At 70.0% G+C, this 21,810-nt stretch carries 20 protein-coding genes; 12 read left to right on the top strand and 8 right to left on the bottom strand.

The genetic code is table 11. The features are described from left to right. The first annotated feature begins 196 nt into the window (after nt 1-196). The 4 genes from H5965_RS28210 to H5965_RS28195 all read left to right on the top strand — a co-directional run bounded on the left by H5965_RS28210 (nt 197) and on the right by H5965_RS28195 (nt 5,850). Entirely contained in the window at nt 197-967 is a 771-nt protein-coding gene (locus tag H5965_RS28210) for an SGNH/GDSL hydrolase family protein (RefSeq protein ID WP_310973349.1), read from the top strand. Between the two features lie 127 nt (nt 968-1,094). After that, a complete protein-coding gene (locus tag H5965_RS28205; RefSeq protein ID WP_310973348.1) occupies nt 1,095-2,708 on the top strand; it encodes a carboxyl transferase domain-containing protein in 1,614 nt (537 codons plus the stop codon). 5 nt (nt 2,709-2,713) lie between these two features. Further along, nucleotides 2,714-4,699, top strand: a complete 1,986-nt coding sequence (locus tag H5965_RS28200; protein ID WP_310973347.1) for an acetyl-CoA carboxylase biotin carboxylase subunit — start codon at nt 2,714-2,716, stop codon at nt 4,697-4,699. Further along, entirely contained in the window at nt 4,696-5,850 is a 1,155-nt protein-coding gene (locus tag H5965_RS28195) for an acyl-CoA dehydrogenase family protein (RefSeq protein WP_310973346.1), read from the top strand. The genes H5965_RS28200 and H5965_RS28195 overlap by 4 nt, the downstream gene beginning before the upstream one ends. Nucleotides 5,851-5,891: 41 nt before the next feature. Here H5965_RS28195 and H5965_RS28190 read toward each other — a convergent pair whose 3' ends face one another. Genes H5965_RS28190 through H5965_RS28180 form a run of 3 tightly spaced genes read right to left on the bottom strand, consistent with a single transcriptional unit; the run spans nt 5,892 to nt 8,080 of the window. Beyond that, nucleotides 5,892-7,223, bottom strand: coding sequence for a hypothetical protein (locus tag H5965_RS28190; RefSeq protein WP_310973345.1), 1,332 nt, complete (start codon nt 7,221-7,223; stop codon nt 5,892-5,894). After that, the gene (locus tag H5965_RS28185) at nt 7,220-7,555 is read right to left on the bottom strand and encodes a hypothetical protein (protein WP_310973344.1); all 336 of its coding nucleotides are present in this window, start codon (nt 7,553-7,555) and stop codon (nt 7,220-7,222) included. Before H5965_RS28185 ends, H5965_RS28190 begins: the two co-directional genes overlap by 4 nt. 15 nt (nt 7,556-7,570) lie before the next feature. Then, the gene (locus H5965_RS28180; protein WP_310973342.1) at nt 7,571-8,080 is read right to left on the bottom strand and encodes a YbaB/EbfC family nucleoid-associated protein; all 510 of its coding nucleotides are present in this window, start codon (nt 8,078-8,080) and stop codon (nt 7,571-7,573) included. Nucleotides 8,081-8,224: 144 nt separating this feature from the next. On the opposite strand from H5965_RS28180, the gene map reads away from it, so the two are divergent. Together map and H5965_RS28170 are read left to right on the top strand one after the other, a co-directional pair. Beyond that, the gene (gene map, locus H5965_RS28175; RefSeq protein WP_310973340.1) at nt 8,225-8,989 is read left to right on the top strand and encodes a type I methionyl aminopeptidase; all 765 of its coding nucleotides are present in this window, start codon (nt 8,225-8,227) and stop codon (nt 8,987-8,989) included. Nucleotides 8,990-8,998: 9 nt separating this feature from the next. Beyond that, nucleotides 8,999-9,511: a GNAT family N-acetyltransferase gene (locus tag H5965_RS28170; protein WP_310973338.1), complete on the top strand. Its 513-nt coding sequence runs from the start codon at nt 8,999-9,001 to the stop codon at nt 9,509-9,511. Here the strand turns inward: H5965_RS28170 and H5965_RS28165 are convergent. Further along, entirely contained in the window at nt 9,508-10,392 is an 885-nt protein-coding gene (locus H5965_RS28165; RefSeq protein WP_310973337.1) for a hypothetical protein, read from the bottom strand. The genes H5965_RS28170 and H5965_RS28165 overlap by 4 nt on opposite strands. A gap of 153 nt (nt 10,393-10,545) precedes the next feature. Here H5965_RS28165 and H5965_RS28160 point away from each other — a divergent pair, with 153 nt between their 5' ends. Further along, nucleotides 10,546-11,388 carry an SDR family oxidoreductase gene (locus tag H5965_RS28160; RefSeq protein WP_310973335.1) on the top strand — a complete coding sequence of 281 codons (843 nt, stop codon included), beginning with the start codon at nt 10,546-10,548 and terminating at the stop codon, nt 11,386-11,388. 113 nt (nt 11,389-11,501) lie between these two features. Beyond that, nucleotides 11,502-12,557, top strand: a complete 1,056-nt coding sequence (locus tag H5965_RS28155) for an alpha/beta hydrolase (protein ID WP_310973333.1) — start codon at nt 11,502-11,504, stop codon at nt 12,555-12,557. A 43-nt stretch (nt 12,558-12,600) separates the two neighbouring features. Here the strand turns inward: H5965_RS28155 and H5965_RS28150 are convergent, their stop codons facing one another. From H5965_RS28150 to H5965_RS28140, 3 genes are all read right to left on the bottom strand, one after another. After that, the gene (locus H5965_RS28150; RefSeq protein ID WP_310973331.1) at nt 12,601-13,806 is read right to left on the bottom strand and encodes an acyl-CoA dehydrogenase family protein; all 1,206 of its coding nucleotides are present in this window, start codon (nt 13,804-13,806) and stop codon (nt 12,601-12,603) included. Between the two features lie 21 nt (nt 13,807-13,827). Continuing rightward, a complete protein-coding gene (locus H5965_RS28145) occupies nt 13,828-15,123 on the bottom strand; it encodes an acyl-CoA dehydrogenase family protein (RefSeq protein WP_310974160.1) in 1,296 nt (431 codons plus the stop codon). A gap of 96 nt (nt 15,124-15,219) precedes the next feature. Continuing rightward, nucleotides 15,220-16,017, bottom strand: a complete 798-nt coding sequence (locus tag H5965_RS28140) for an SDR family NAD(P)-dependent oxidoreductase (protein ID WP_310973328.1) — start codon at nt 16,015-16,017, stop codon at nt 15,220-15,222. A 100-nt stretch (nt 16,018-16,117) separates the two neighbouring features. On the opposite strand from H5965_RS28140, the gene H5965_RS28135 reads away from it, so the two are divergent. Further along, nucleotides 16,118-16,942 carry a helix-turn-helix transcriptional regulator gene (locus tag H5965_RS28135; RefSeq protein WP_310973326.1) on the top strand — a complete coding sequence of 275 codons (825 nt, stop codon included), beginning with the start codon at nt 16,118-16,120 and terminating at the stop codon, nt 16,940-16,942. Here H5965_RS28135 and H5965_RS28130 read toward each other — a convergent pair. Next, nucleotides 16,937-18,142: a low temperature requirement protein A gene (locus H5965_RS28130; RefSeq protein WP_310973324.1), complete on the bottom strand. Its 1,206-nt coding sequence runs from the start codon at nt 18,140-18,142 to the stop codon at nt 16,937-16,939. The two genes, H5965_RS28135 and H5965_RS28130, sit on opposite strands and share 6 nt — an antisense overlap. A 154-nt stretch (nt 18,143-18,296) precedes the next feature. On the opposite strand from H5965_RS28130, the gene H5965_RS28125 reads away from it, so the two are divergent. From H5965_RS28125 to H5965_RS28115, 3 genes are all read left to right on the top strand, one after another. Then, a complete protein-coding gene (locus tag H5965_RS28125) occupies nt 18,297-19,193 on the top strand; it encodes an effector-associated domain 2-containing protein (RefSeq protein WP_310973322.1) in 897 nt (298 codons plus the stop codon). A 94-nt stretch (nt 19,194-19,287) separates the two neighbouring features. Then, complete coding sequence (locus H5965_RS28120; RefSeq protein ID WP_310973320.1) at nt 19,288-20,724, top strand: effector-associated domain 2-containing protein; 1,437 nt, start codon at nt 19,288-19,290, stop codon at nt 20,722-20,724. A 27-nt stretch (nt 20,725-20,751) separates the two neighbouring features. Next, nucleotides 20,752-21,810 carry an AAA family ATPase gene (locus H5965_RS28115; RefSeq protein WP_310973319.1) on the top strand — a complete coding sequence of 353 codons (1,059 nt, stop codon included), beginning with the start codon at nt 20,752-20,754 and terminating at the stop codon, nt 21,808-21,810.

The raw sequence follows: 21,810 nt of genomic DNA, 5'->3' as shown, positions 1-21,810 counted from the left end.
CGGGGCGACCTGCTGATCTTGTGCGGCTGACGGATCGCTGACGTTTCACACTTCCGGTGTGGGCTAAGTGGGTACCTACCGGTAACTAGGGGTTCCTCGCCAGCCCTTCACCTGCTGTCCTATTTGGGTCGGCCCTGTCACAAAGGAGTGACCCATGGCTGTTCCCACCCGTAACTTCAGGCGATCCCTTCTACGGTTGAGCACGGCCCTGGGGGCCGTCGTCCTTGCCTCTCTCGGCGTCACGGGCCTCGCCCAAGCCGCCGGGACCGTCTACGCCGCGCTCGGCGACTCCTACTCCTCCGGGGTCGGGGCCGGCAGCTACGGCAGTTCCGGGAGCTGTTACCGCAGCTCCAAGGCCTATCCGCAGCTGTGGACCAACGCCCACAGCGGAACCTCGTTCACGTTCCTGGCGTGCTCCGGCGCGAAGACCGGGGACGTGATCAACCAGGCGAACTCGATCCCCTCGTCGGCCACGCTCGTCACGGTGACCGTCGGCGGGAACGACGCCGGGTTCACCGACGTCATCACCACCTGCACCCTGGGCAGTGACGCCGACTGCGTGAACCGCGTCAACACGGCCAAGACGTACGTGAACAACACGCTGCCGGCCCTGCTGACCAACACCTACAACGCGATCAAGGCCAAGGCGCCGGGCGCTCGGCTCGTCGTCCTGTCCTACCCGCGCTTCTACACCGTGCCCGGCTCCTGCTGGGTCGGGCTGAGCGATACCAAGCGGTCCGCGATCAACTCGGGTGCCGACGCGCTCGCGTCGGTGATCCAGTCGCGGGCGGGCTCGGCGGGCGCGACCTTCGTCGACGTGCGGCCGTCGTTCGCCGGGCACAACATCTGCTCGTCGGCCGACGACTACCTGCACAGCCTGACCTGGCCGGTGATCGAGTCCTACCACCCGACCGCGGCCGGGCAGTCGGGCGGCTACTACGCCCCGCTGCGCGCGGCGATCGGCTGAGCGGAGTCCGAGACGGCCACCCCGGTCCGCCGGGGTGGCCGTTCGCGCGATCCGGCGACTGGACACCCACGTTAGCGGTCGCTAACATCGGAGCGGAGGTTAACGCCTGCTAACTTCGAGGGAGCCCATGGACACGCCGGCACTGGGGACTACGGCTGCCCCGGACAGCGAGGCCTACGCCCGCAACGCCACCTCACACGCGGAGCTGGTCGAAGACCTCCGCAAACGCTTGGCGGCCGCCCGGCTGGGCGGGCCGGAGAAGGCCCGCACGCGGCACGTCGAGCGCGGCAAGCTGCTGCCGCGCGACCGCGTCGACACACTGCTCGACCCGGGCTCGCCGTTCCTCGAACTGGCCCCGCTGGCCGCCAACGGCCTCTACGACGACGAAGCGCCGTCGGCGGGCATCATCACCGGCGTGGGGCGGGTCTCCGGCCGGGAGTGCGTGGTCGTCGCCAACGACGCCACCGTCAAGGGTGGCACCTACTACCCGATGACCGTGAAGAAGCACCTGCGCGCCCAGGAGGTCGCCCTCCACAACAACCTGCCGTGCGTCTACCTGGTGGACTCCGGCGGCGCGTTCCTGCCCAGGCAGGACGAGGTGTTCCCGGATCGTGAACACTTCGGCCGGATCTTCTACAACCAGGCGACGATGTCCGCGCGCGGGATCCCGCAGATCGCCGCCGTGCTCGGCTCGTGCACCGCGGGCGGCGCGTACGTTCCCGCGATGAGCGACGAGGCCGTCATCGTCCGGAACCAGGGCACCATCTTCCTCGGCGGCCCGCCGCTGGTGAAGGCGGCGACCGGCGAGGTCGTCACGGCCGAGGAGCTCGGCGGCGGCGACGTCCACGCCCGGCAGTCCGGCGTCACCGACCACCTGGCCGACGACGACGCCCACGCGCTGCGGATCGTCCGGTCGATCGTCTCGACGCTCGGGCCGCGCACCCCGCGCCCGTGGGACGTCCTGCCGACCGAAGCGCCCGCCGTCGACCCGGCCGAGCTGTACGGCGTCGTGCCGACCGACCCGCGCGTGCCCTACGACGTGCGCGAGGTGATCGCCCGGATCGTCGACGGCAGCCGGTTCGCCGAGTTCAAGAAGGAGTACGGCGCCACGCTGGTCACCGGGTTCGCCCGGATCCACGGCCACCCGGTCGGCATCGTCGCGAACAACGGCGTCCTGTTCGCCGAGTCGGCGATGAAGGGCGCGCACTTCATCGAGTTGTGCGACAAGCGCTCGATCCCGCTGCTGTTCCTGCAGAACATCACCGGTTTCATGGTCGGGCGCGCGTACGAGGCGGGCGGTATCGCCAAACACGGCGCCAAGATGGTCACGGCCGTGGCGTGCGCGCGGGTGCCGAAGCTGACCGTCGTGATCGGCGGCTCGTTCGGGGCCGGCAACTACTCGATGTGCGGCCGGGCGTACTCGCCGCGGTTCCTGTGGATGTGGCCGAACGCGCGGATCTCGGTGATGGGCGGCGAGCAGGCGGCGTCGGTGCTGTCGACGGTCCGCCGTGACGCCATCGAGGCCCGCGGCGGCGAATGGTCCACAGAGGACGAAGAGGCGTTCAAGGACCCGATCCGCGAGCAGTACGAGGCGCAGGGCAGCCCGTACTACTCCACCGCGCGGCTGTGGGACGACGGCGTCATCGACCCGGCGGACACCCGCACGGTGCTCGGCCTCGCCCTCTCGGCCGCGGCCAACGCACCGCTGGCCGAGGTCAACTACGGCGTCTTCCGGATGTGAGGGGCATGTTCGACTCAGTGTTGGTCGCGAACCGGGGCGAGATCGCGGTCCGGGTCATCCGCACGCTGCGGGCCCTCGGCATCCGCGCGGTCGCGGTATACAGCGACGCGGACGCCGACGCGCGGCACGTCCGCGAGGCGCACACGGCGGTGCGCATCGGCCCGGCGGAAGCCGCCCGCAGTTATCTGAACATCCCGGCCATTGTGGACGCCGCGGTGTCGTCCGGTGCGCAGGCCGTGCACCCCGGTTACGGCTTCCTGGCCGAGAACGCCGAGTTCGCACGGGCCTGCGAGGCCGCCGGGCTGGTGTTCATCGGCCCGCCGGTGGCGGCGATCGACGCCATGGGCGACAAGATCCGCGCCAAAGCGACGGTGTCGAAGGCCGGCGTGCCCGTCGTGCCCGGTGCGTCCGATGTGGACATACCGGACGGTGACTTCGCTTCGGCGGCCGCGAAAGTCGGCTACCCGCTCCTGCTGAAGCCGTCCGCCGGCGGTGGCGGCAAGGGGATGCGGCTGGTGCACGCCCCCGAGGAACTGGACGCCGCGATCGAGTCGGCGCGGCGCGAGGCCAAGGGCTCGTTCGGCGACGACACGCTGCTGATGGAGCGGTTCGTCACGACCCCGCGGCACATCGAGATCCAGGTGCTGGCCGACACGCACGGCCACGTCATCCACCTCGGCGAGCGCGAGTGCAGCCTGCAGCGGCGGCACCAGAAGATCATCGAGGAAGCGCCGTCGGTCCTGCTCGACGCCGCGACGCGCGAAAAGATGGGCTCAGCGGCGGCCGAGGCCGCGCGCTCGGTCGGGTACGTCGGCGCCGGCACCGTCGAGTTCATCATGTCGGCGCACGACCCGGACGAGTTCTTCTTCATGGAGATGAACACCCGGCTGCAGGTCGAGCACCCGGTCACCGAGCTGGTCACCGGCCTCGACCTGGTCGAGTGGCAGGTCCGGGTGGCGGCCGGGGAACACCTGACCGTGCAGCAGGACGACGTCGTCCTAGAGGGACACGCCGTCGAAGCGCGGGTGTACGCCGAAGACCCGGCGCGCGGGTTCATCCCGACCGGTGGGACGGTGCTGGCCGTGCACGAGCCGTCCGGCGACGGCGTCCGCGTCGACTCGTGGATGACGCCGGGCGCGGTGGTCGGCTCGAACTACGACCCGATGCTGGCCAAGGTGATCGCCTGGGGCCCGGACCGCGCGGCCGCGCTGCACCGGCTCGACCTGGCGCTGGCCGACACGGCGTTGCTGGGCATCGGCACGAACACCGCGTTCCTGCGCGGGCTGCTGGCCGACGCCGACGTCCGCGCGGGCAAGCTCGACACCGAACTCGTCGACCGGCGGCTGTCGGAGCTCGTCTCCTCCGAGGTGCCCGCGGAGTTCTTCGTCGCGGCCGCGCTCGACCGGTTCCTCGAGCTGCAGCCGTCCGGGCCCGTGGTCGACCCGTGGGACGTGCCGGACGGCTGGCGGATGGGCGGCTCCGGCGGGGTGACGTTCCGGCTGAAGTCCGGCACCGCCCGCGCGGTGGTCCGGGTGCAGGGCACGCCGTCTTCGGCGACGGTGTTCGTGGACGACGCTTCCCCGGTCCACGTGTCGGCCCGGCGCGACGGCGACGTCCTGGAGATCCGGCACGCGGGCGGGTTCCACCGCTACCGCCAGGCCTGCGGTCCGGATCGGACGGTCTGGCTGGCGCGCGACGGCCTGAGTTTCCCGTTCGGGGAGCAGGAGTTCGTGCTGGCGACACGCGGCGAGGCCGCCGGGGCGGGTCCGGTCACCAGCCCGATGCCGGGCACGGTGCTCGTGGTGAAGGTCGCCGCGGGTGACGTCGTCAAGGCCGGGACGCCGTTGCTGGTCGTCGAAGCGATGAAGATGGAGCACACGGTCACCGCGCCGATCGACGGCGTGGTCAGCGAACTCCCCGTCCGGGCCGGCCAACAGGTCGCGCTGGACGAAACCCTAGCCGTCGTCAGCCCCCAAGAGGAGCAGCCGTGATCGACTTCCGCCTGGACGAGGAGTACGAGTCCCTCCGCAAGACCGTCGAGGACTTCGCGCGCGGCGAGGTCGCGCCGGTGATCGGCGAGCTGTACGAGAAGGAAGAGTTCCCGTACGCGATCGTCGCGAAGATGGGCGAGATGGGCCTGTTCGGCCTGCCGTTCCCCGAGGAGTTCGGCGGGATGGGCGGCGACTACTTCGCGCTGTGCCTGGCGCTGGAGGAGCTGGCGCGGGTCGACTCGTCGGTCGCGATCACCCTGGAGGCCGGCGTCTCCCTCGGCGCGATGCCGATCTACCGCTTCGGGACGCAGGAGCAGAAGGAGAAGTGGCTCCCGGACCTGTGCGCGGGCACGGCGCTGGGCGGCTTCGGCCTGACCGAACCGGGCGGCGGCTCGGACGCCGGCGCCACGCGCACGCGCGCCCGGCAGGACGGTGACGAGTGGGTCGTCAACGGCAGCAAGGCGTTCATCACGAACTCGGGCACGGACATCACCCGGTTCGTCACGGCCACCGCGGTCACCGACGTGATGGAGAACGGCCGCAAGGAGATCTCGGCGATCCTCATCCCGTCCGGCACGCCGGGCTTCGCGGTGGCGCCGAAGTACTCCAAGGTCGGCTGGAACTGCTCGGACACCCACGAGCTGTCCTTTTCGGACGTCCGCGTCCCGGTGGAGAACCTGGTCGGTGTCCGCGGCCGCGGGTACGCGCAGTTCCTGTCCATTTTGGACGAGGGCCGGGTCGCGATCGCCGCGTTGTCGGTGGGGTTGGCGCAGGGTTGCGTGGACGAATGCCTCAAGTACGTCAAGGACCGGGTCGCGTTCGGCAAGCGGATCGGGGAGTACCAGGCGATCCAGTTCAAGATCGCGGACATGGAGGTCCGCACCCACACCGCCCGCCTGGCGTACTACCAGGCGGCGTCGAAGATGCTGCGCGGCGAGCCGTTCAAGAAGGAGGCGTCGATCGCCAAGCTGGTGGCCTCCAACGCGGCGATGGACAACGCCCGCGACGCGACGCAGATCTTCGGCGGGTACGGGTTCATGAACGAGTTCCCGGTGAGCCGCTTCTACCGCGACGCGAAGATCCTGGAGATCGGCGAGGGCACGAGCGAGGTCCAGAAGATGCTGATCTCACGCCACCTCGGCGTCGCCTGACCGCACGAGGGGCACCTCCGGCGGGAGGTGCCCCTCGTGGGTTACTGCGGTTGTTGCTGTTGCTGCTTCTTGTCTTCTTCGGCCCACGCGGCTTCCGCTTGCATCTGGATGTCGGTGAGACCGCGGTCGACCTGCACGATGTCCTTGCCCGCCCAGCCCACGAAGTTCTTCGAGCTCTTCGCGTCGGAGAGCGCCTTCAGCATCGGGTAGTAGTCCGGGTGGTTCTTCTTGATCCAGTCGTCGGCGAACTTCATCTTCTGGTAGCTGTCGCCGAACTTGGTCTTCAGCCAGTCCTCGTGCTTCTTGATGGTCGAGATGTCGTGGTCGCTCAGGTGCGACTTCGGCGGCGCCGGCTTGGGCGGGGGCGGCAGGGGCCGGGAGAAGTTCGGCGTGGTCCCGTCACCCGGCGGCCGGGTGCTCGGCGTGGCGCCGCCACCCGGGTTGTCGTGGGTGACCGCGGTGCCCGGCGGGGGCAGCGGCCGCGAGAAGTTCGGGGTCGTGCCGTCGCCCGGGGGCCGGGTGCTGGGGGTGGCGCCGCCACCGGGGCGGTCGTGGGTGATCGCGGTGCCCGGCGGCGGCACCGGCGTCAGCTCGTGGCCCGCGCTCGACGACGAGCCAGGCTTGCCCTTGACCAGCTTCGACAGCCCGGTGAGCCGGGCCAGCGTGCGGCCGGCGTAGGCGACGACCTTGGCGAGCTTCGCCATCATCGCCGCGACCTGCACCGAGACCGTCGCGACGCACTTGGTCACCCCGACCGCGATCGAGGCGCCGAAGGTGGGGATGGCGAGGGCGAGCGCGATCAGCATCGTGGAGATGATGTCGCCGAGGATGGTCGTGATGATGTCGCGCAACAGCGCGCGGACCGCGCCGATCAGCGCCCCGGTGGTCTCGACCATGTAGCCGGCGACGTCGGCCGCCTTGGCGTTGGCGTCGATCCAGCCCTTCCGGTCGTTGATCGACTTCAGGAAGCTGTCGTAGCCCTTGCCCTGCCACTGGGTGATCGTGGCCTTGAGCGTCTTGTCGAGGTCCTCGCTGGTGTTGCGCAGGCTCTCGCCGATCTTGTGCAGCTCGTTGGCGACCTTCGTGACTTCCGACGGGTTGCCCGCGACCTGGTCGAGCGGCCACTTCAGGAACGAGACGTGCTCGATCAGCCAGCCCAGTCCCGCGGCGATCAGCTTGGCCAGCGGGTCCATGGCGAACGCGACGGTGTCGAGCACGGCGCTGATGACGTTGATGCCCAGCTCCACGCTGACGGCCGCGAGGTCGCCGCCGTGCTCGGTCTGGACCTTGCCGATCGAGTCCCCGACCTGCTTCCAGCTGTCGAAGACGCCGGCGCCCGTGGTGGAGTTCGCGGACGTGATGGGAACGGTCACTTGCCCAGCTCCGTTTCGAAGGTGCTCAAGCCCTGTGCCGTGTTCGCGTCGTGGGTCGCGTACGTCTCGGCGGCCTTCTTCAGGTCGTCCGCGGACTTGCCGATGTCGCCGACGAGCTTGGTGATCTCCCCGGTGATGACGGCCATCGTGACCCGCGAGGGCACGGCGAGCACCTGCGCGAGCAGGATGCCGAACGCGGCGTTGTCGAACCCGTTGGCCGCCTGCATCCGGTTCGCGGCGTCCTGCACCGCCGGTTGCGTGGTGCCCGACAGGAACTGGCTGAACTTCTGCAACTCGGCCGGGTCGACCGAGAACCCTGCTCCGGAAACCACCGTTTCTCCTCCGTGCTACCAGGGATTGCTTTCGCCGTCGTCCTCGTCCGGCTCGGGCCGGGGGCGACGGCGCGGCTGACCACGCTGCGGCTGCGGCGGACCCGCCTGGGGCGGACCAGGCGGCGGTGGCCGGTGCGCCGGAGGCTCCTCGGCCGCCTGCTGCGGGCTCTCTTCCGGTTGCGGCAGGAATTCGTCGAGGAGTTCGCGAGCTGCCGAGTTCTCGCCGACCATGCCGCTGAACGCGTCGGCGACCTCGGCCGAGACCTTCTGCTGCGCCCGGCCGATCAGCTGCAGCACCAGGCCGGACAGGGCTTGCGGGGGACGCTCGTACGCACGCGGGCCGAACCGGAGGTCCTGCAGGACGCCGCTCGGGCCGACGGTCACCGAGACCGACCCGTCCGGCGATTGCACGCTGGCGACGGCGGATCGGAGTTTTTCCTGGGCTTCCGCGGCTTTGGCCTGGATTTCCGCGAGTTCGGCGCCGAACGCGGCGAGCGCGTCGCCGTCGGGCACTGACTGGGTCAATTTGTCCTCGTCGCGAGAGAGGTCGTGAACGGGGGAAGTCAATCAGCGCTGCCTGAACTCCGGATGACACGGACCGAGCCACCGGTTGAACGTGCGTAGCTGTCCGCACTGGACAGCGATAACTATACCGGTATAGTTATCGGCATGGTCGAGATCAAAACCGAGTCCGAGCTGGCGATGATGCGCGAAGCCGGGCGAGTCGTGGCGAACACCCTGCACGCGGTCAAGGAGGCGGCCGCGATCGGCGTCTCCCTGCGCGAGCTGGACGACGTCGCCGCCCACGTCATCAGCGAGGCGGGCGCGAAACCGTCGTTCCTGCACTACCAGCCGCGGTCCGCGCCGACGCCCTACCCGAACGTCCTCTGCGCCAGCGTCAACGACGTCGTCGTGCACGGGATCCCCACCGCGTACCGCCTCCAGGACGGCGACCTGGTCAGCATCGACTGCGGCGCGATCCTCGACGGCTGGAACGGCGACGCGGCGATCAGCTTCGTCGTCGGCACCGCCGATCCCGCCGACCTGGCCCTCATCGAGGCCACCGAGCGGGCCCTGCAGGCCGGGATCGCCGCCGCTCAGCCGGGCGCGAAGCTCGGGGACATCTCGTACGCGATCGGCGTCGCCGGGCGCGCGCACGGCCACGGCATGCTCGACGACCACGGCGGGCACGGCATCGGCCGCGCGATGCACGAGGACCCGCACCTGCCGAACGAAGGCCGCCCGGGGCGCGGAATGCGGCTCAAGCCGGGGCTCGCGCTGGCGATCGAGCCGATGCTCACCCGCGGCGGCGACGATTACCGCTACGCCGAGGACGGCTGGTCGATCCTGACCGCCGACGGCAGCCGCGCGGCGCACGTCGAGCACACCATCGCCATCACCGAAGACGGCCCGCGCGTGCTCACCGTGCGGTAGACAAGGGGGATGGACAACATCGTCATCCGGTCGGGTGATTCTGGGGATGCTGACACGCTGCTGCGCTTCTTCGACGAGGCCGTCGAATGGCTGGCCGCACGCGGCAGCTCGAAGCAGTGGGGGACCGAGCCGTGGAGCCGCGTCCCGAAGCGCGTCGACCGGGTCCAGGGCATGGCCGCGGACCCGGGCCTGCGCATCGCGATGGTCGACGGCGAGCCGGCCGGCGCACTGATCGTCTCGGAGGACCACGACCCGCACGTGCCCGCGGTCGACGAGCGGGAGCTGTACATCCGGCTGCTGATCACCTCGCGGCGGTTCGCCGGCCGGCGCGTCGGCGGCCGCCTCGTCGAGTACGCGCTCGACGAGGCACGCCGCCGCGGTATCGACCTGGTCCGCGTCGACTGTTGGGCGGGTGGTGACGGCGACCTGCAGCGGTACTACGAGGGGCAGGGGTTCAAGCCGACCGTCCGGTTCGACGTCGACGAGTGGGTCGGCCAGGTGCTGGAGCAGCGCGTGGGTTAGCGGACCCGGAACCGGGCGGTCATCCCGTGCAGGGCGAGCGGGCGGCCGTCGGGGCCCGGTTCGAAGCTGATCAGCGTGTAGGTGCCCGGCCGCAGCGCCATCAGGGACATCACGTCGGAGCCGTTGTCCTGGCCGATGGTGACGACCTGGTCGTGGGTCAGCTTCCCGCCGAGCAGGTCCTCGGCGGTGGCGCCTTCGGGGAGCCGGAACAGGATCGCCTCGTGCCGCTGTGCGCCGGTCTGGTGGAAGCGCAACACCACCTTGCCGTGCGGCGCGCGCACGCTGGTGGCGGCGGGCCGGTAGAAGTAGTCGCCGACCTCGACGTCGAGCGGGACCGCGTCCGCCGGCACGGGCGGTGCCAGCGGTTCGAGCTTGTTCACCTTCAGGTAGCCGTCGGTGTCCGGCCACCAGTACCAGCGTTCGTGGACGAGCTTGTGGCCGTAGGCGAGGTAGGTGCCTTCGGTGCTGAAGCTGCCGTCCGGGTAGGCGACGACGTCGAGGGTGCGCATCCGGTCGATGCGCAGGCCGCCGAGCACCCTCGGCACGCTCGCGTAGCTGTCCTGGTGCATGAACGTGGTGATGAAATGGACCGTGAACAGGGTGGCCGCCGGGTTGGCGGCGAGGTCGTCCGGCCTGGTGGGGTCACCGGCGTTGACGCACGCGACGAAGTTGCCGATGCCGGCGCGGACCCGCCGGGCCGTGGCCGGGTCCGCCGGGCGGCCCGGCCCGGACGGTGCCGCGGCCGTCGCGGGGTCGATGGTCCAGGCGCCCGGTGCCGGGGAGGTGCAGGTCGGCTGGGTCGTCGTCGTGGCGGCGGCCGGCGCCACCGCCACGGTGGAGATCCCCAGTGCCGTGGCCGCGAAAATGTGGGACAAGCGCATGTCCGTGCTCCTTTGCGGTTCGGATGTCGCCAGGCTAGGAACGGCGGACCGGTCGTCGCCTCGGGAATCCCACTGAAATTGCCCCGGGGAGTGGCGCCGTCCCGCTTCAGGGGCGACACTGTTGACGCGGTGCCAACAGACGAAGGAGTCGCCATGGAACTCGCGGGCAAGGTCGTGGTGATCACCGGGGGCGGGCAGGGGATCGGCGCGGCGACCGCGTCGGCGCTGGCCCGGCTGGGCGCGAAGGTGGTGATCGGCGACGTCGACCAGGTCCGGGCCGAGAAGACCGCCGGCGAGCTGGACGCCGACGCGCTGCCGCTGGACGTCACCGACCTCGCCGGGTTCACCGCGTTCCTCGACGAGGTCGAACGCCGCCACGGCCGCATCGACGTGCTGATCAACAACGCCGGCATCATGCCGCTCGGCGACCTCGAGACGGAGAGCGACGCGACGACCCGGCGTCAGCTGGAGATCAACCTGCACGCCGTCATCCACGGCACGCGCGAGGCGGTGCGGCGGATGCGGCCGCGGCGGTCCGGGCACATCGTCAACATCGCGTCGTTCGCGGGCAAGGCCGGCTTCCCCGGCGCGGCGACCTACTGCGCCACCAAGCACGCCGTCGTCGGGCTGTCCGAGGCGGTGCACCTGGAGCTGCACGGCAGCGGTGTCCACGTCTCGTGCGTGATGCCGGGCATCGTGCGGACGGAGCTGGCGAGCGGCCTCGCCGAGGCGAAGTTCTTCAAGTCCGTGCGGCCGGAAGATGTGGCGGACGCCATCGTATCCGCGCTGCGCAAACCTCGTTTCGACGTTTTCGTGCCCCGCTCGCTGGGCACTATGGGCAAGCTCACGCGGCTGCTGCCGCGGCGGGCGGGCGAAGCGTTCTCGCGGGCGTTGAAGGCGGAACGGCTTTTGGCTTCAGCAGCCCATTCCCCGGCCCGCGCGGCGTACGAAGCCCGGGCCGCGGAGAGCGGGCCCGGGGTAACTCGGACGGACTAGCGACCGTCCGAATTGGACGTGCTTGCCGGGTGCTTGCGGGTGTACCGATGTTGAGTCCGCCCGCCCGGCCCGGCAAGATTGCCCCCGGATCGGTTTCGGGAGGCACGAGGCAAATGATTTCACCACCCGCACGGCTGGCCGCCGCGGCGTCGAACGTGGTCGGCAAGGTGCTGCACGGCGGCGTCGCCGACCTGCGCCCGATGCCGCGGGTGCTGATCGACCAGGGGCCCAACCGCTCGCTGTACCGGATGACCCACAGCGGCGGCACGGTGTCCGGGCCGCCGATCCTCCTGGTGCCCCCGCTGGCGGCCCCGGCGATCTGCTTCGACCTGCGTCGCGGCTGCAGCCTCATCGAGCACCTGATCGACGGCGGCCGCAACACCTACCTCGTCGACTACGGCATGGTGGCGTTCTCCGACCGTCGCCTGGGCATCGAGCACTGGATCGACGAGGTCCTCCCGCGCGCCATCCGCCGCGTGAGCGCGGACGCCGGCGGCCAGGACGTGCACCTGGTGTCGTGGTCGCTGGGCGGCATCTTCTCGCTGCTGGTGAACGCCGACCAGCCGGACCTCCCGATCGCCTCGATCACGGCGATCGGCTCCCCGGTCGACTTCACGGCGATCCCGATCGTGGCACCGTTCCGCCCCCTGGTGGACCTGACCGGCGGCCACCTGCTGACGCCCATCTACCGCGTGTTCGGCGGCGCACCGTCCTATTTGGTCAGCCGCGTGTTCCGCGCGACGGGCATCAGCAAGGAAATCACCAAGCCCCTGGCGATCTTGTCCCACCTCGACGACCGCGACTACCTGGCCCAGATCGAGGCCGTCGACCATTTCATGAGCAACATGTACGCGTACCCGGGCCGCACGTTCGGCCAGCTGTACCACCGCCTGTTCCGCACGAACGACCTGGCGGAGGGCAAGGTGGACCTGAACGGCCGGATCATTTCGCTGTCCTCGGTCCGCGTGCCGACGATGGTGGTGGCGGGCGAGAACGACACGATCGCGCCGAGGCCATCGGTGGAGCGCGTGGTGGAGCTCCTGGACAAGGCCCCCGAAGTCCGCTTCAAGACGGCGCCGGGCGGGCATCTGGGTGTCTTGACGGGGCGGAAGGCCCGGGGAACGACGTGGCGGTATCTGGACGAGTTCCTGGACGACCAGATCGCTTGAGATGTCGGAAGGGCCGCCCCGATTGCCGGGGCGGCCCTTCCGCTTACTTCAGCTCGGCGCTCGTCTTCCCGAGGATTCGCCTCGCCACGATCAGCTGCTGAATCTGCTGCGTCCCCTCGAAGATGTCCAAAATCTTCGCGTCCCGAGCCCACTTCTCGAGCAGCGACTCTTCGCTGTACGCCCCGGTGAGCTCGACGCACTTCAGCGCGATCTCCACCACCGAGCGCCCCGCCTTGGCCTTGGCCATCGACGCCTGGAGTGAGTTCGGCTGGCGGTTGTCCGCCATCCACGCCGATTCCAGCGTCAGCAGGTACGCCGACTCGTAGTCCGCCTCCAGGCGGAGGAATTCCGCCGCGGCCGCGTGCTGGCTGTTCGCCGGGCGGTCGTAGTCGATGGTGATGCCGGCGGACGTGAGGATCTCGCGCGTCTCGTCGAGGGCCGCGCGGGCGACGCCGATCGCCATCGCCGCCACCAGGGGGCGGGTGTTGTCGAACGTCTGCATGACGCCCGCGAAACCCTTGGCCGTGTCGATTTCCGGGGTGCCCAGCAGGTTCTCGCGAGGCACGCGGCAGTTCTCGAAGCGCAGCACCGCCGTGTCCGAAGCGCGGATGCCGAGCTTGTGCTCGGTGCGCACCACCTCGAAGCCCGGCGTGCCCTTCTCCACCACGAACGACTTGATCGCCGCGCGGCCCTTGCTCTTGTCCAGCGTCGCCCAGACGACCACCGCGTCCGCGCGCTCGCCTGAGGTCACGAAGATCTTCTCGCCGTTGATCACGTAGTGGTCGCCGTCGAGGCGGGCCGTCGTGCTGACCGCCGCCGAGTCCGAACCGAAGGCCGGCTCGGTGATCGCCATCGCCGCCCACATGCCGGAGAAGCGCTCGAGCTGCTCGTCCGTGGCCACCGAGCCGATCGCCGCGTTGCCGAGGCCCTGACGCGGCATCGACAGCAGCAGGCCGACGTCGCCCCAGCACATCTCGATCGTGCCGAGGACGACGTTCAGGTTGGCGCCGTTGCGGTTTCCCTTGGCCGAGTCGTCCTTGCCGGACCGCCGCACACCCGCCGCGCCCGCGCCGCCCTCGCCGGACGAATTCAAGCCGTCCAGCAGCGCCGCGAACATGTCGAGCTCGCTCGGGTACGTGTGTTCCGCGCGGTCGTACTTGCGCGAGATCGGCCGGAACACCTCGGCCGCGGCCTGGTACGCCTGGTTGATCAGCGCGCCGGCCTTCTTGGGGACTTCCAGGTTGATCATGGTCCAAAGCCTTTCCGAAGCCTAGAGAAGGACGGCGCCTTCCATGACGCCGATGGCCCGCAGGTCCCGGTACCAGCGCTCGACCGGGTGCTCCTTGACGAAGCCGTGCCCGCCGAGCAGCTGCACGCCCGCATTGCCGATCTGCATGCCCTTGTCCACGGCCAGCTTCCGCGCCAGCGCGACCTCACGGGCGTAGGACTTGCCCTGCTCGGCCCGCGCCGCCGCGCGCAGCGTCACCAGCCGCAGGCCCTCCAGCTCGATCGCGATGTCGGCGACCGAGAACGCCACCGCCTGCCGGTGGCTGATCGGCTCGCCGAACGCGGTCCGCTCGTTGACGTAGGGGACGACGTAGTCGAGGACGGCCTTCGCGGTGCCGGCGGCCAGCGCCGCCCAGCCCAGCCGCGACAGCCGGACGACCTCGGCGAAGACGTCCGCCTTGCCGCCGCCGAGCAGCGCGCCCGCGGGCAGGTGCACGCCTTCGAGGTGCAGCTTGCCGGTCGCGGCGCCGCGCAGGCCCATCGCCGGCTCGGCCTCGATGGACACCCCGGCGTTCGACGACTCGACGAGGAACAGCGCCGGACCACGGCCTTCGAGGTCGGCCGACACGACGAACAGCTCCGCCTGCGTCGCCCGCGGGACCAGCGACTTGACGCCGTCGAGCTGGTAGCCCTTCGGGGTGCGGCGCGCCTTCGTGGCGGGCTTGAAGGGGTCGTAGAGCGCTTTCTGCTCCTGCAGGGCCAGCGCCGCGGCCGGGACGTGCTCGCCGGTGAACGCGGGCAGGTAGTCGGCCTGCTGCTGCTCGTCGCCCCAGCTGACCAGCGCGGTGCTCACGGCGGACGGCGCCAGCACGGCCACGGCCAGGCCGAGGTCGCCGTGGGCCAGCGCTTCCGCGACGAGCGCGTTGGTCACCACCGAGCGTTCGGTGCCGATGCCGCCGAGCTCCTCGGGGATGCCGACCAGGCTGATGCCCAGCTCGGCGGCCCGGCTCAGCAGGCCTTCGGGGGCCTCGAGCTTGGCGTCGGCGTCCGCGGCGGCCGGCCGCAGCTGCTCGGCGGCGAACTCGGTCACCGTTTCGACGATGAGCTGCTGGTCCTCGGTCGGCGTGAGGTCGAACAGCCCGGTGTCGGCGGCCGGCGTGAGCCGGGCGGGCTTGCCCAGCTTCTGCACCGACTTGAACGACCGGGTCGCCGCGCCGGCGACGCGGAAGCCGTTGCGTGTCCCCGCGGTGACCAGGCCTTCGAGGGGCTTGCGCAGCCCGGCCCGATCGACGACCTTGCTCCCGGCCAGCCGGGTCAGCGCGGACAGGCCCCAGCCCATCGCGTCCCGTTTCCTTGGCGCAGCCATGTGGCCCTCCATCCCGTTATCTACTCGCGAGTAGGTTAACCCGCGCGCCGGGATAGCGCCAGTGCGGGTTCAGGCGCGCGTCAGCCGGGCCGAGATCTCCCACAGCTCGCGGGCGCCGACGGCCGGGCGTCGCCGTTCGAGCCGGGGCTGTCCGCCCGACCGGCCGCCCGGGCCGACGTAGGCGTTGCCGGGGACGTCTCCGGTCGCGGCGAACAGAATGGGGAGGGCGCCGTACTCGGCCTTCTTCTGCGCGATCAGCGGGTAAAGCGCTTTCAGCAGGACGGCCTGGACACCGCCGAAGTGCCGGTCGATCCCAGTCCGCGCGACGCCGGGATGGGCGGCGACGGCCCGGACCGCGCTGCCGGATTCGGCCAGCTGCCGCTGGAGTTCCTGGGTGAACAGCAGGTTCGCGAGCTTCGACTGGGCGTAGGCGCCCAGCGGCGAATACCGGCGGCGCTCCCAGTTCAGGTCGTCGAGCCGCAGCCGCCCGCGCCGGGACAGGTTCGAGGAGACCGTGACGACCCGGCCGGTGAGGTGCGGCCGGAGCAGGTTCGTCAGCAGGAACGGGCCGAAGTGGTTGACGGCCATGTGCGTCTCGAAGCCGTCGGCGGTCTTCGCGTACGGCACGGCCATCACGCCCGCGCTGTTGATCAGGACGTCCAGCTCACCCCGCCAGCCGGCGGCGAACTCGCGCACCGAGGCGAGGTCGGCGAGGTCGAGCCGCCGGACTTCGGTGGCGCCCGGCGGGGGCGTGACGCGGGCGGGGTCACGGACGGCCAGCACGACGCGGGCCCCGGTGGCGGCGAGTTCGCGGGCGACGATGGCGCCGAGGCCGCTGCCGGCCCCGGTGACGAGGTAGGTGGTCATGCGCCCAGCGTCACCGCGGCGGCAGGGGTGCGGCAGAGCGCGTCGATCGGGGGATCGGCGATCCCTGGCACCGGCCGGGCGGACGCCGATAATCGACGACGTGGACCGCACCGCGCTCGCCGACTTCCTGCGCCGCCGCCGGGAAGCCCTGCGCCCGGACGACGTCGGGCTGCCGCCGGGGCAGCGCCGCCGCACGGCCGGGCTGCGCCGCGAGGAGGTCGCGACGCTTTCGGGCATGTCGGCCGACTACTACACGCGGCTCGAGCAGGAGCGCGGGCCGCGGCCGTCGGAGCAGATGCTCGCGGCGATCGCCCGCGGGCTGCGGCTCACCCTGGACGAGCGCGACCACCTGTTCCGGCTGGCCGGGCACACCGCGCCGGCCCGCCTGTCGCGCACGGACCACGTCAGCCCGCCGCTGATGCGTGTGCTGGACCGGCTGCACGACACGCCGGCGCAGGTGATGTCGAACCTCGGCGAGACGCTCGTGCAGAACCGGCCGGCCGAGGCGCTGCTCGGCAACGAAACCCAGCACCGCGGTCCGGCGCGCAGCGCGGTCTACCGGTGGTTCACCGACCCCGCCGAGCAGCGGATCTACCCGGAGCCCGCGCGCCCCGGCCACGCCCGGTTCCTGGTGGCGAGCCTGCGCGCCGCGAGCGCGACCGACCGCCGGGCCACCGAGCTGGCCGGGCTGCTCACGGCGAAGAGCGCGGAGTTCGCGCAGCTGTGGGAAGCGCACGAAGTCGCGGTACCGTCCGAGCGGCGGAAGACGATCGTGCACCCGAGCCTCGGCGAGATCGCGCTCGACTGCCAGCTGCTCTTCACCGACGACCTCGCGCAGGTACTGCTGGTGTTCACCGCCACGCCCGGCAGCGAGGACGCGGAGAAGCTGCAGCTGCTTTCGGTCGTCGGCCCGCAGTTGCTATGAGTGTTCGGCGTGCACCTTCCGCCGCCACTCGCCGAAGCGGAGCCGCTCGAAGGTGATGAGCCCGAGCACCGCGGCGGCCACGAGCAGCAGCAGCGCCGCGGCGGGCACGTGCTCCAGCAACGGCGTCGCCGCGACCAGCAGTACCCCGAGGACCACCCGCTGGACGTTCCAGCTGCCGAGGTTGCGCTTGCGCAGGGCGCTCAGCGCGATCAGGTAGAGCGCGAGGCCACCGGTCAGCGTCCAGATCGGCACGCCGTGCAGCGCTTCGCCGGGCGTGTGGTGCTCGGTATCGGCGATGTAGAGGAACGCCTTCTTCAGCCCGAGGGCGACCAGCACGATGCCGGCGATGAGCGGCAGGTGCAGAAACGTGTAGGAGTCGGTGGCGAGCTTCGTGCGCGCGGTCCCGGTGGCCTGGGTGAGCCGGTGCTCGGAGACACGCGCGACGACGTCGAAGTAGGTCCACCACATCCCGGCGGCCAGCCCCAGCCCGCACACGGCGGCCCCGGTGATCAGCCACGACATCGGCAGCGCCCCGATCCCGATCCCGATGGCGACGATCGATTCGCCGAGCGCGATGATCACGATGAGCCCGAACCGCTCGGCGAAGTGCGCGGGCGAGTTCAGCCGCCACCCGTCGGGCCCGGCGAGGTAGACGTTGAGGTAGTCGACCAGCAGCGCCACGACCCACAACCCCAGCTGCCAGGGCCCGCTCAGGAACGCGGCCACGCCGAGCAGGACGACGCTGGGCAGCAGCCCGACGAACATCTTGAGCAGCACCCGCCGCAACCCCGGATCGTGCTTCGCGGCACCCAGGTAGGCAACGAGGTGAAGCAGCCGCACGAGCGCGTAGCAGACGACGAACAGCACGGGCGCGAACAACCCGCCGGGGTGGTCGACGAAGGCTTCGGGGATGGTCAGCGACACCAGGAACATCACCGCCATCGCGCCGAACATGGCCAGCCGCGCGATCCCGTGGTCGACGTGGATGGTGTTCCCGAGCCACGCATAGCTGCACCAGCACCACCACAGCACCGCGAGCATGGCCACCCCCTGCACCACCCCGGTGGGGCTCAGGTGGTCGGCCATCAGCTGGGTGGTCTGCGTGATGGCGTAGACGAAGACCAGGTCGAAGAAGAGCTCGATGGTCGAGACGCGGTGGTCCTCATCCGCGCTCACCAGGTGCAGGCGTCTCGTGGGCACGCCGAATTATGGACGAAACAAGGTCAAGAAGGTCCGGTTTCCGCGTAACGCCCAGCGCGAACATGGCCGAGCGTGCATGGGTCTGGGACAATGAGCGGCGGACGTGGGGAGGTGGGTCGTGCATTCCTATGCGGCCGCGCTACACCGGACGATCATGGCTGTCGACATCGCCGGTTACAACAACCCGAACCGGACCATGGCGCACCTGCGCGAGGTCCACGACGGCTTGTGGCGGGTCCTGCGCACGACGTTCGCGGAGACGGGCTTGCCGTGGGACGTGTGTTTCGTGGAGAACACCGGCGACGGCGCGATGATCCTGCTGCCTCCGGAGATCGCGAAGGCGGACCTGGTCGCCCAGCTGCCTTCGCGGATGCGTGACGAGCTTTGCCGCTACAACCACCTGCGCGCACCCGAGGCGCAGATCCACCTCCGCATGGCGTTGCACGCGGGCGAAGTGGCCCAGGGCAGCCACGGATCGGTGAGCCGGGCGGTGAGTTTCACGTTCCGCATCCTCGACGCCCCGGAGGCGAAAGGGGCCCAGAAGGAGTCGAAGGCGGACCTGGCACTGATCACCTCGGAGCTGATGTACCAAGAGGTGGTGTGCCACGACCCGGCCGCCGACCCGAAGGCCTACCGCCGCATTCCGGTCAAGGTCAAACCCGGGGAGAACGCCGCGTGGGCGTGGTTGCGTCTCCTGGGTGCCTCGGACAACGGCGTCGTCGTGCCGGCGATGTCGTCGTCGGCCGCGCAAGTGAGCGAGCCGGCTTCCTTCGCCATGCTGGTGGAAGCGTTGCTGGCGGTCGAATGCGTGCGCAACGCGGAAAGCCGCAGTCTCCTGTTGCGGACGCTGTCCCGCCGCGAGATCGCGGACGCAGTCCGGCACCATGCGGAAGACCGGTTGCACGTGATCGAATTGGCGCGCACGTGCGAACGGTACGACGGGGGGCTGGCAGAATTGCTCACCACCGTCCGGCTGCTCGATCCCGGGTCACCGGAAGTCGAGAAGCTTGACCTCGTGATCTCGAGCCGGTCCGCGCTCAAAGTTCGTTGACAGTTGTCCGCCTTTTGCCTCTTTTCGTGGTTCACCGGGTAGGTAGACTCCCGATCTTCGGGGGCACTTCGCAGGGGCGGGAGGTGGTACGCCGGTGTCGGCAAGACAGGGGCATCCCCAGCTCAGCTTCACGATCCGGCGAGCGCTCGTCGATGTCTTGGTCGTCGCCGGTTTCGCCGACGACAAGTCGATCCGTACGTTGATGGTGTCGGAACTACGAAGAGCGCTGGACCAACCCTTCACTGTGCCCGATCAGCTCGCACCGCGCGCGCAGTTGATCGAAATCGTCAACGGGTGCAGCGGGATCGACGACGGCTTGCCGGTGTTGGCCGATGTGCTCGAATTCTTGCGTCCGGGTACGAACGAATGCACACAGTTCCGCGCTCTGGTGGATTCCCTCCCGTTGCGGGAAGTGGTATCGGAGTCCGAACAGGAGAAGTTCCGGCGACAGTTGGAAGGCTTTGCGCCGTCCGGGCTCCGGGCCGCAGTGCGACGCGCCGCCCGGTTCGTCGTGCCGTCGCCGCACTATGCAGACGCGGCCGACGCTTTCCTCGGCCTTGCGGACTTCAACGCGCCGCCCGGCGAGCTGCCACCGGTCATCGCTTTCGCCGAGCTGATCGCCGCGGAATGCGACGACCGCCTGGCCGCGTACCTCCGGAAGTGGGCGGACGGGCAGGCGCACCACCTCAGACTCGACGGCGCGTTGCAAGAACTGCGGGCGGACGTCAAGCCGTCGGCGTCAGGACGGCTGCACCTGGCCATCATGATCAGCCCCGACCCCATCGACTCCGGTCGGTACGAGATATCGCACTGGCGCCAGGACGATCCCGCCGAGTGGCCGCCACCCCGCGGCGAAACCGTGGCGGCGAGGTCGGCTGGACTTGAAGCCGAAGTGGCCAAGGTGATCTCGGCGGCGGAAGAGGCGTGGTCGACGCGTAAGGCCGAAGCCGTCCTTGAGTTCGTGCTACCGCGGGTGCTGCTCGGCCTTCCGGTGCATGCCTGGAGCACGCAAAGTGACATAGGGGAGCCGCAACCGCTGTACATGTCTTATCCGACGGTTGTTCGTTCACTGGAACGGATGAGTTCTCCTACCTCACACCGGGTGTGGCGGCGGAGGTGGGCTTCCTGGGAGCAGCACCCTTCGTTCGATCGAGTGTATTTTTGCGGCCGCGAGGACACCGAAGATCATCAACGCCTTGACGCGATTCTGCGTGACGAGCGGTGGCTGATGACGGTGCTGACCACGACGCCGCCGGCGAGTGCGATTCCCGGCCGTGATGAGCTTTTCGCCGCTTTGCGCGCCGGTGTTCCGGTCATCGTCTGGCACCCCACGGTCCCTTCGAAAATCGTGCGTGAGGTGGTAGCCTGGTTGGCCAGCAGTGAGGATCTGGGGGATTTGCCAGCTCTGACCCGGAAGCACCGTCTCGACGCACTGGGAAATCGGTCGTCGTCCCCAGATGGCGGCGTCATAGGGGAATTGGTGGTGCTATGGGACGACCCGAACCGCACACTCCCCCTCGGTGGCAGCTGAACCGGCTCGGTCGGGTCAGGGGGTGCGATGAGCACGACCGAGCGTTCTGATCGCACGCCCGATTGGTGGATTTACCGTGGTACCGGGCGCCCGCTGCAGGACACCCACCTGGCCGACCGGCTTCCACCACCACCGCCGTGGCGTGACTTCAGGCGGGACGGCGAGCCTCTCGCGGCTGACGTCCCGCAGGACGACGCCGAGACCGACCGGCGCTTGGGCTCCGAGCTGAGCTTCACCGCCGGGCACCCCAACCGCGCCGAAGTCGACATGGTCAACGCCGCGCTGTACTTGCGCCGACCCCTGTTGGTGACGGGCAAGCCCGGGAGCGGCAAGTCCAGTCTGGCCTACCGGATTTCCCGCGAGCTGCGGCTGGGGCGTGTGCTTCGCTGGCCGGTCACCTCGCAGACGACCTTGAAGTCGGGGCTCTACGACTACGACGCCATCGGCCGGGTACAGGCGTCGGCCGCGCGACACGCTGTGCTGGGCCAACCGGGTATGGAGGAGCCGCCGATCGGCGACTTCGTCCGGCTCCGCGAGCTGGGCACCGCTTTCCTCCCACGCCGCCTGCCACGGGTGCTGCTGGTGGACGAACTCGACAAGGCCGAGTCCGACCTTCCCCACGACCTGTTGTCGATCTTCGAGGACGGCGAGTTCCTCATCCCGGAGCTGGCGCGCGACGCACGGCGCTCGCAGGTCGCGGAGGTGTTCACGGCCGATCCCGGCTACACCGCACAAATCGAGAACGGTGTCGTGCGGTGTTCGGCGTTCCCCATCGTCGTCATCACCAGCAACGGGGAACGGGACTTCCCGCCTGCCTTCCTCCGCCGGTGCCTGCGTCTGGAGATGAAGGACCCCGACCCGGCGCAGCTCGCCGCCATCGTCGCCGCGCATGCGCTCGACCCGAGACAGCGCGGCGTGCTGATCGAGGACTTCGTCGCCCGGCGCGCGGCGCTCGGCGGCCTGCCCGCGGACAAGCTGCTCGACGCAATCTTCCTGGCGACCTCTGGCGTCTATCAACCCGACGATCCGGGCTGGCCGGGGCTGGTCGAGTCGCTCTGGCAGCAGTTGAACCAGCAGGGACACTGA

The organism is Amycolatopsis sp. 505, assembly GCF_031625235.1.
Classification (GTDB): domain Bacteria; phylum Actinomycetota; class Actinomycetes; order Mycobacteriales; family Pseudonocardiaceae; genus Amycolatopsis.
Note: the sequence above shows the minus strand (reverse complement) of the source record. Positions and strands in the feature narration are given on the sequence as shown.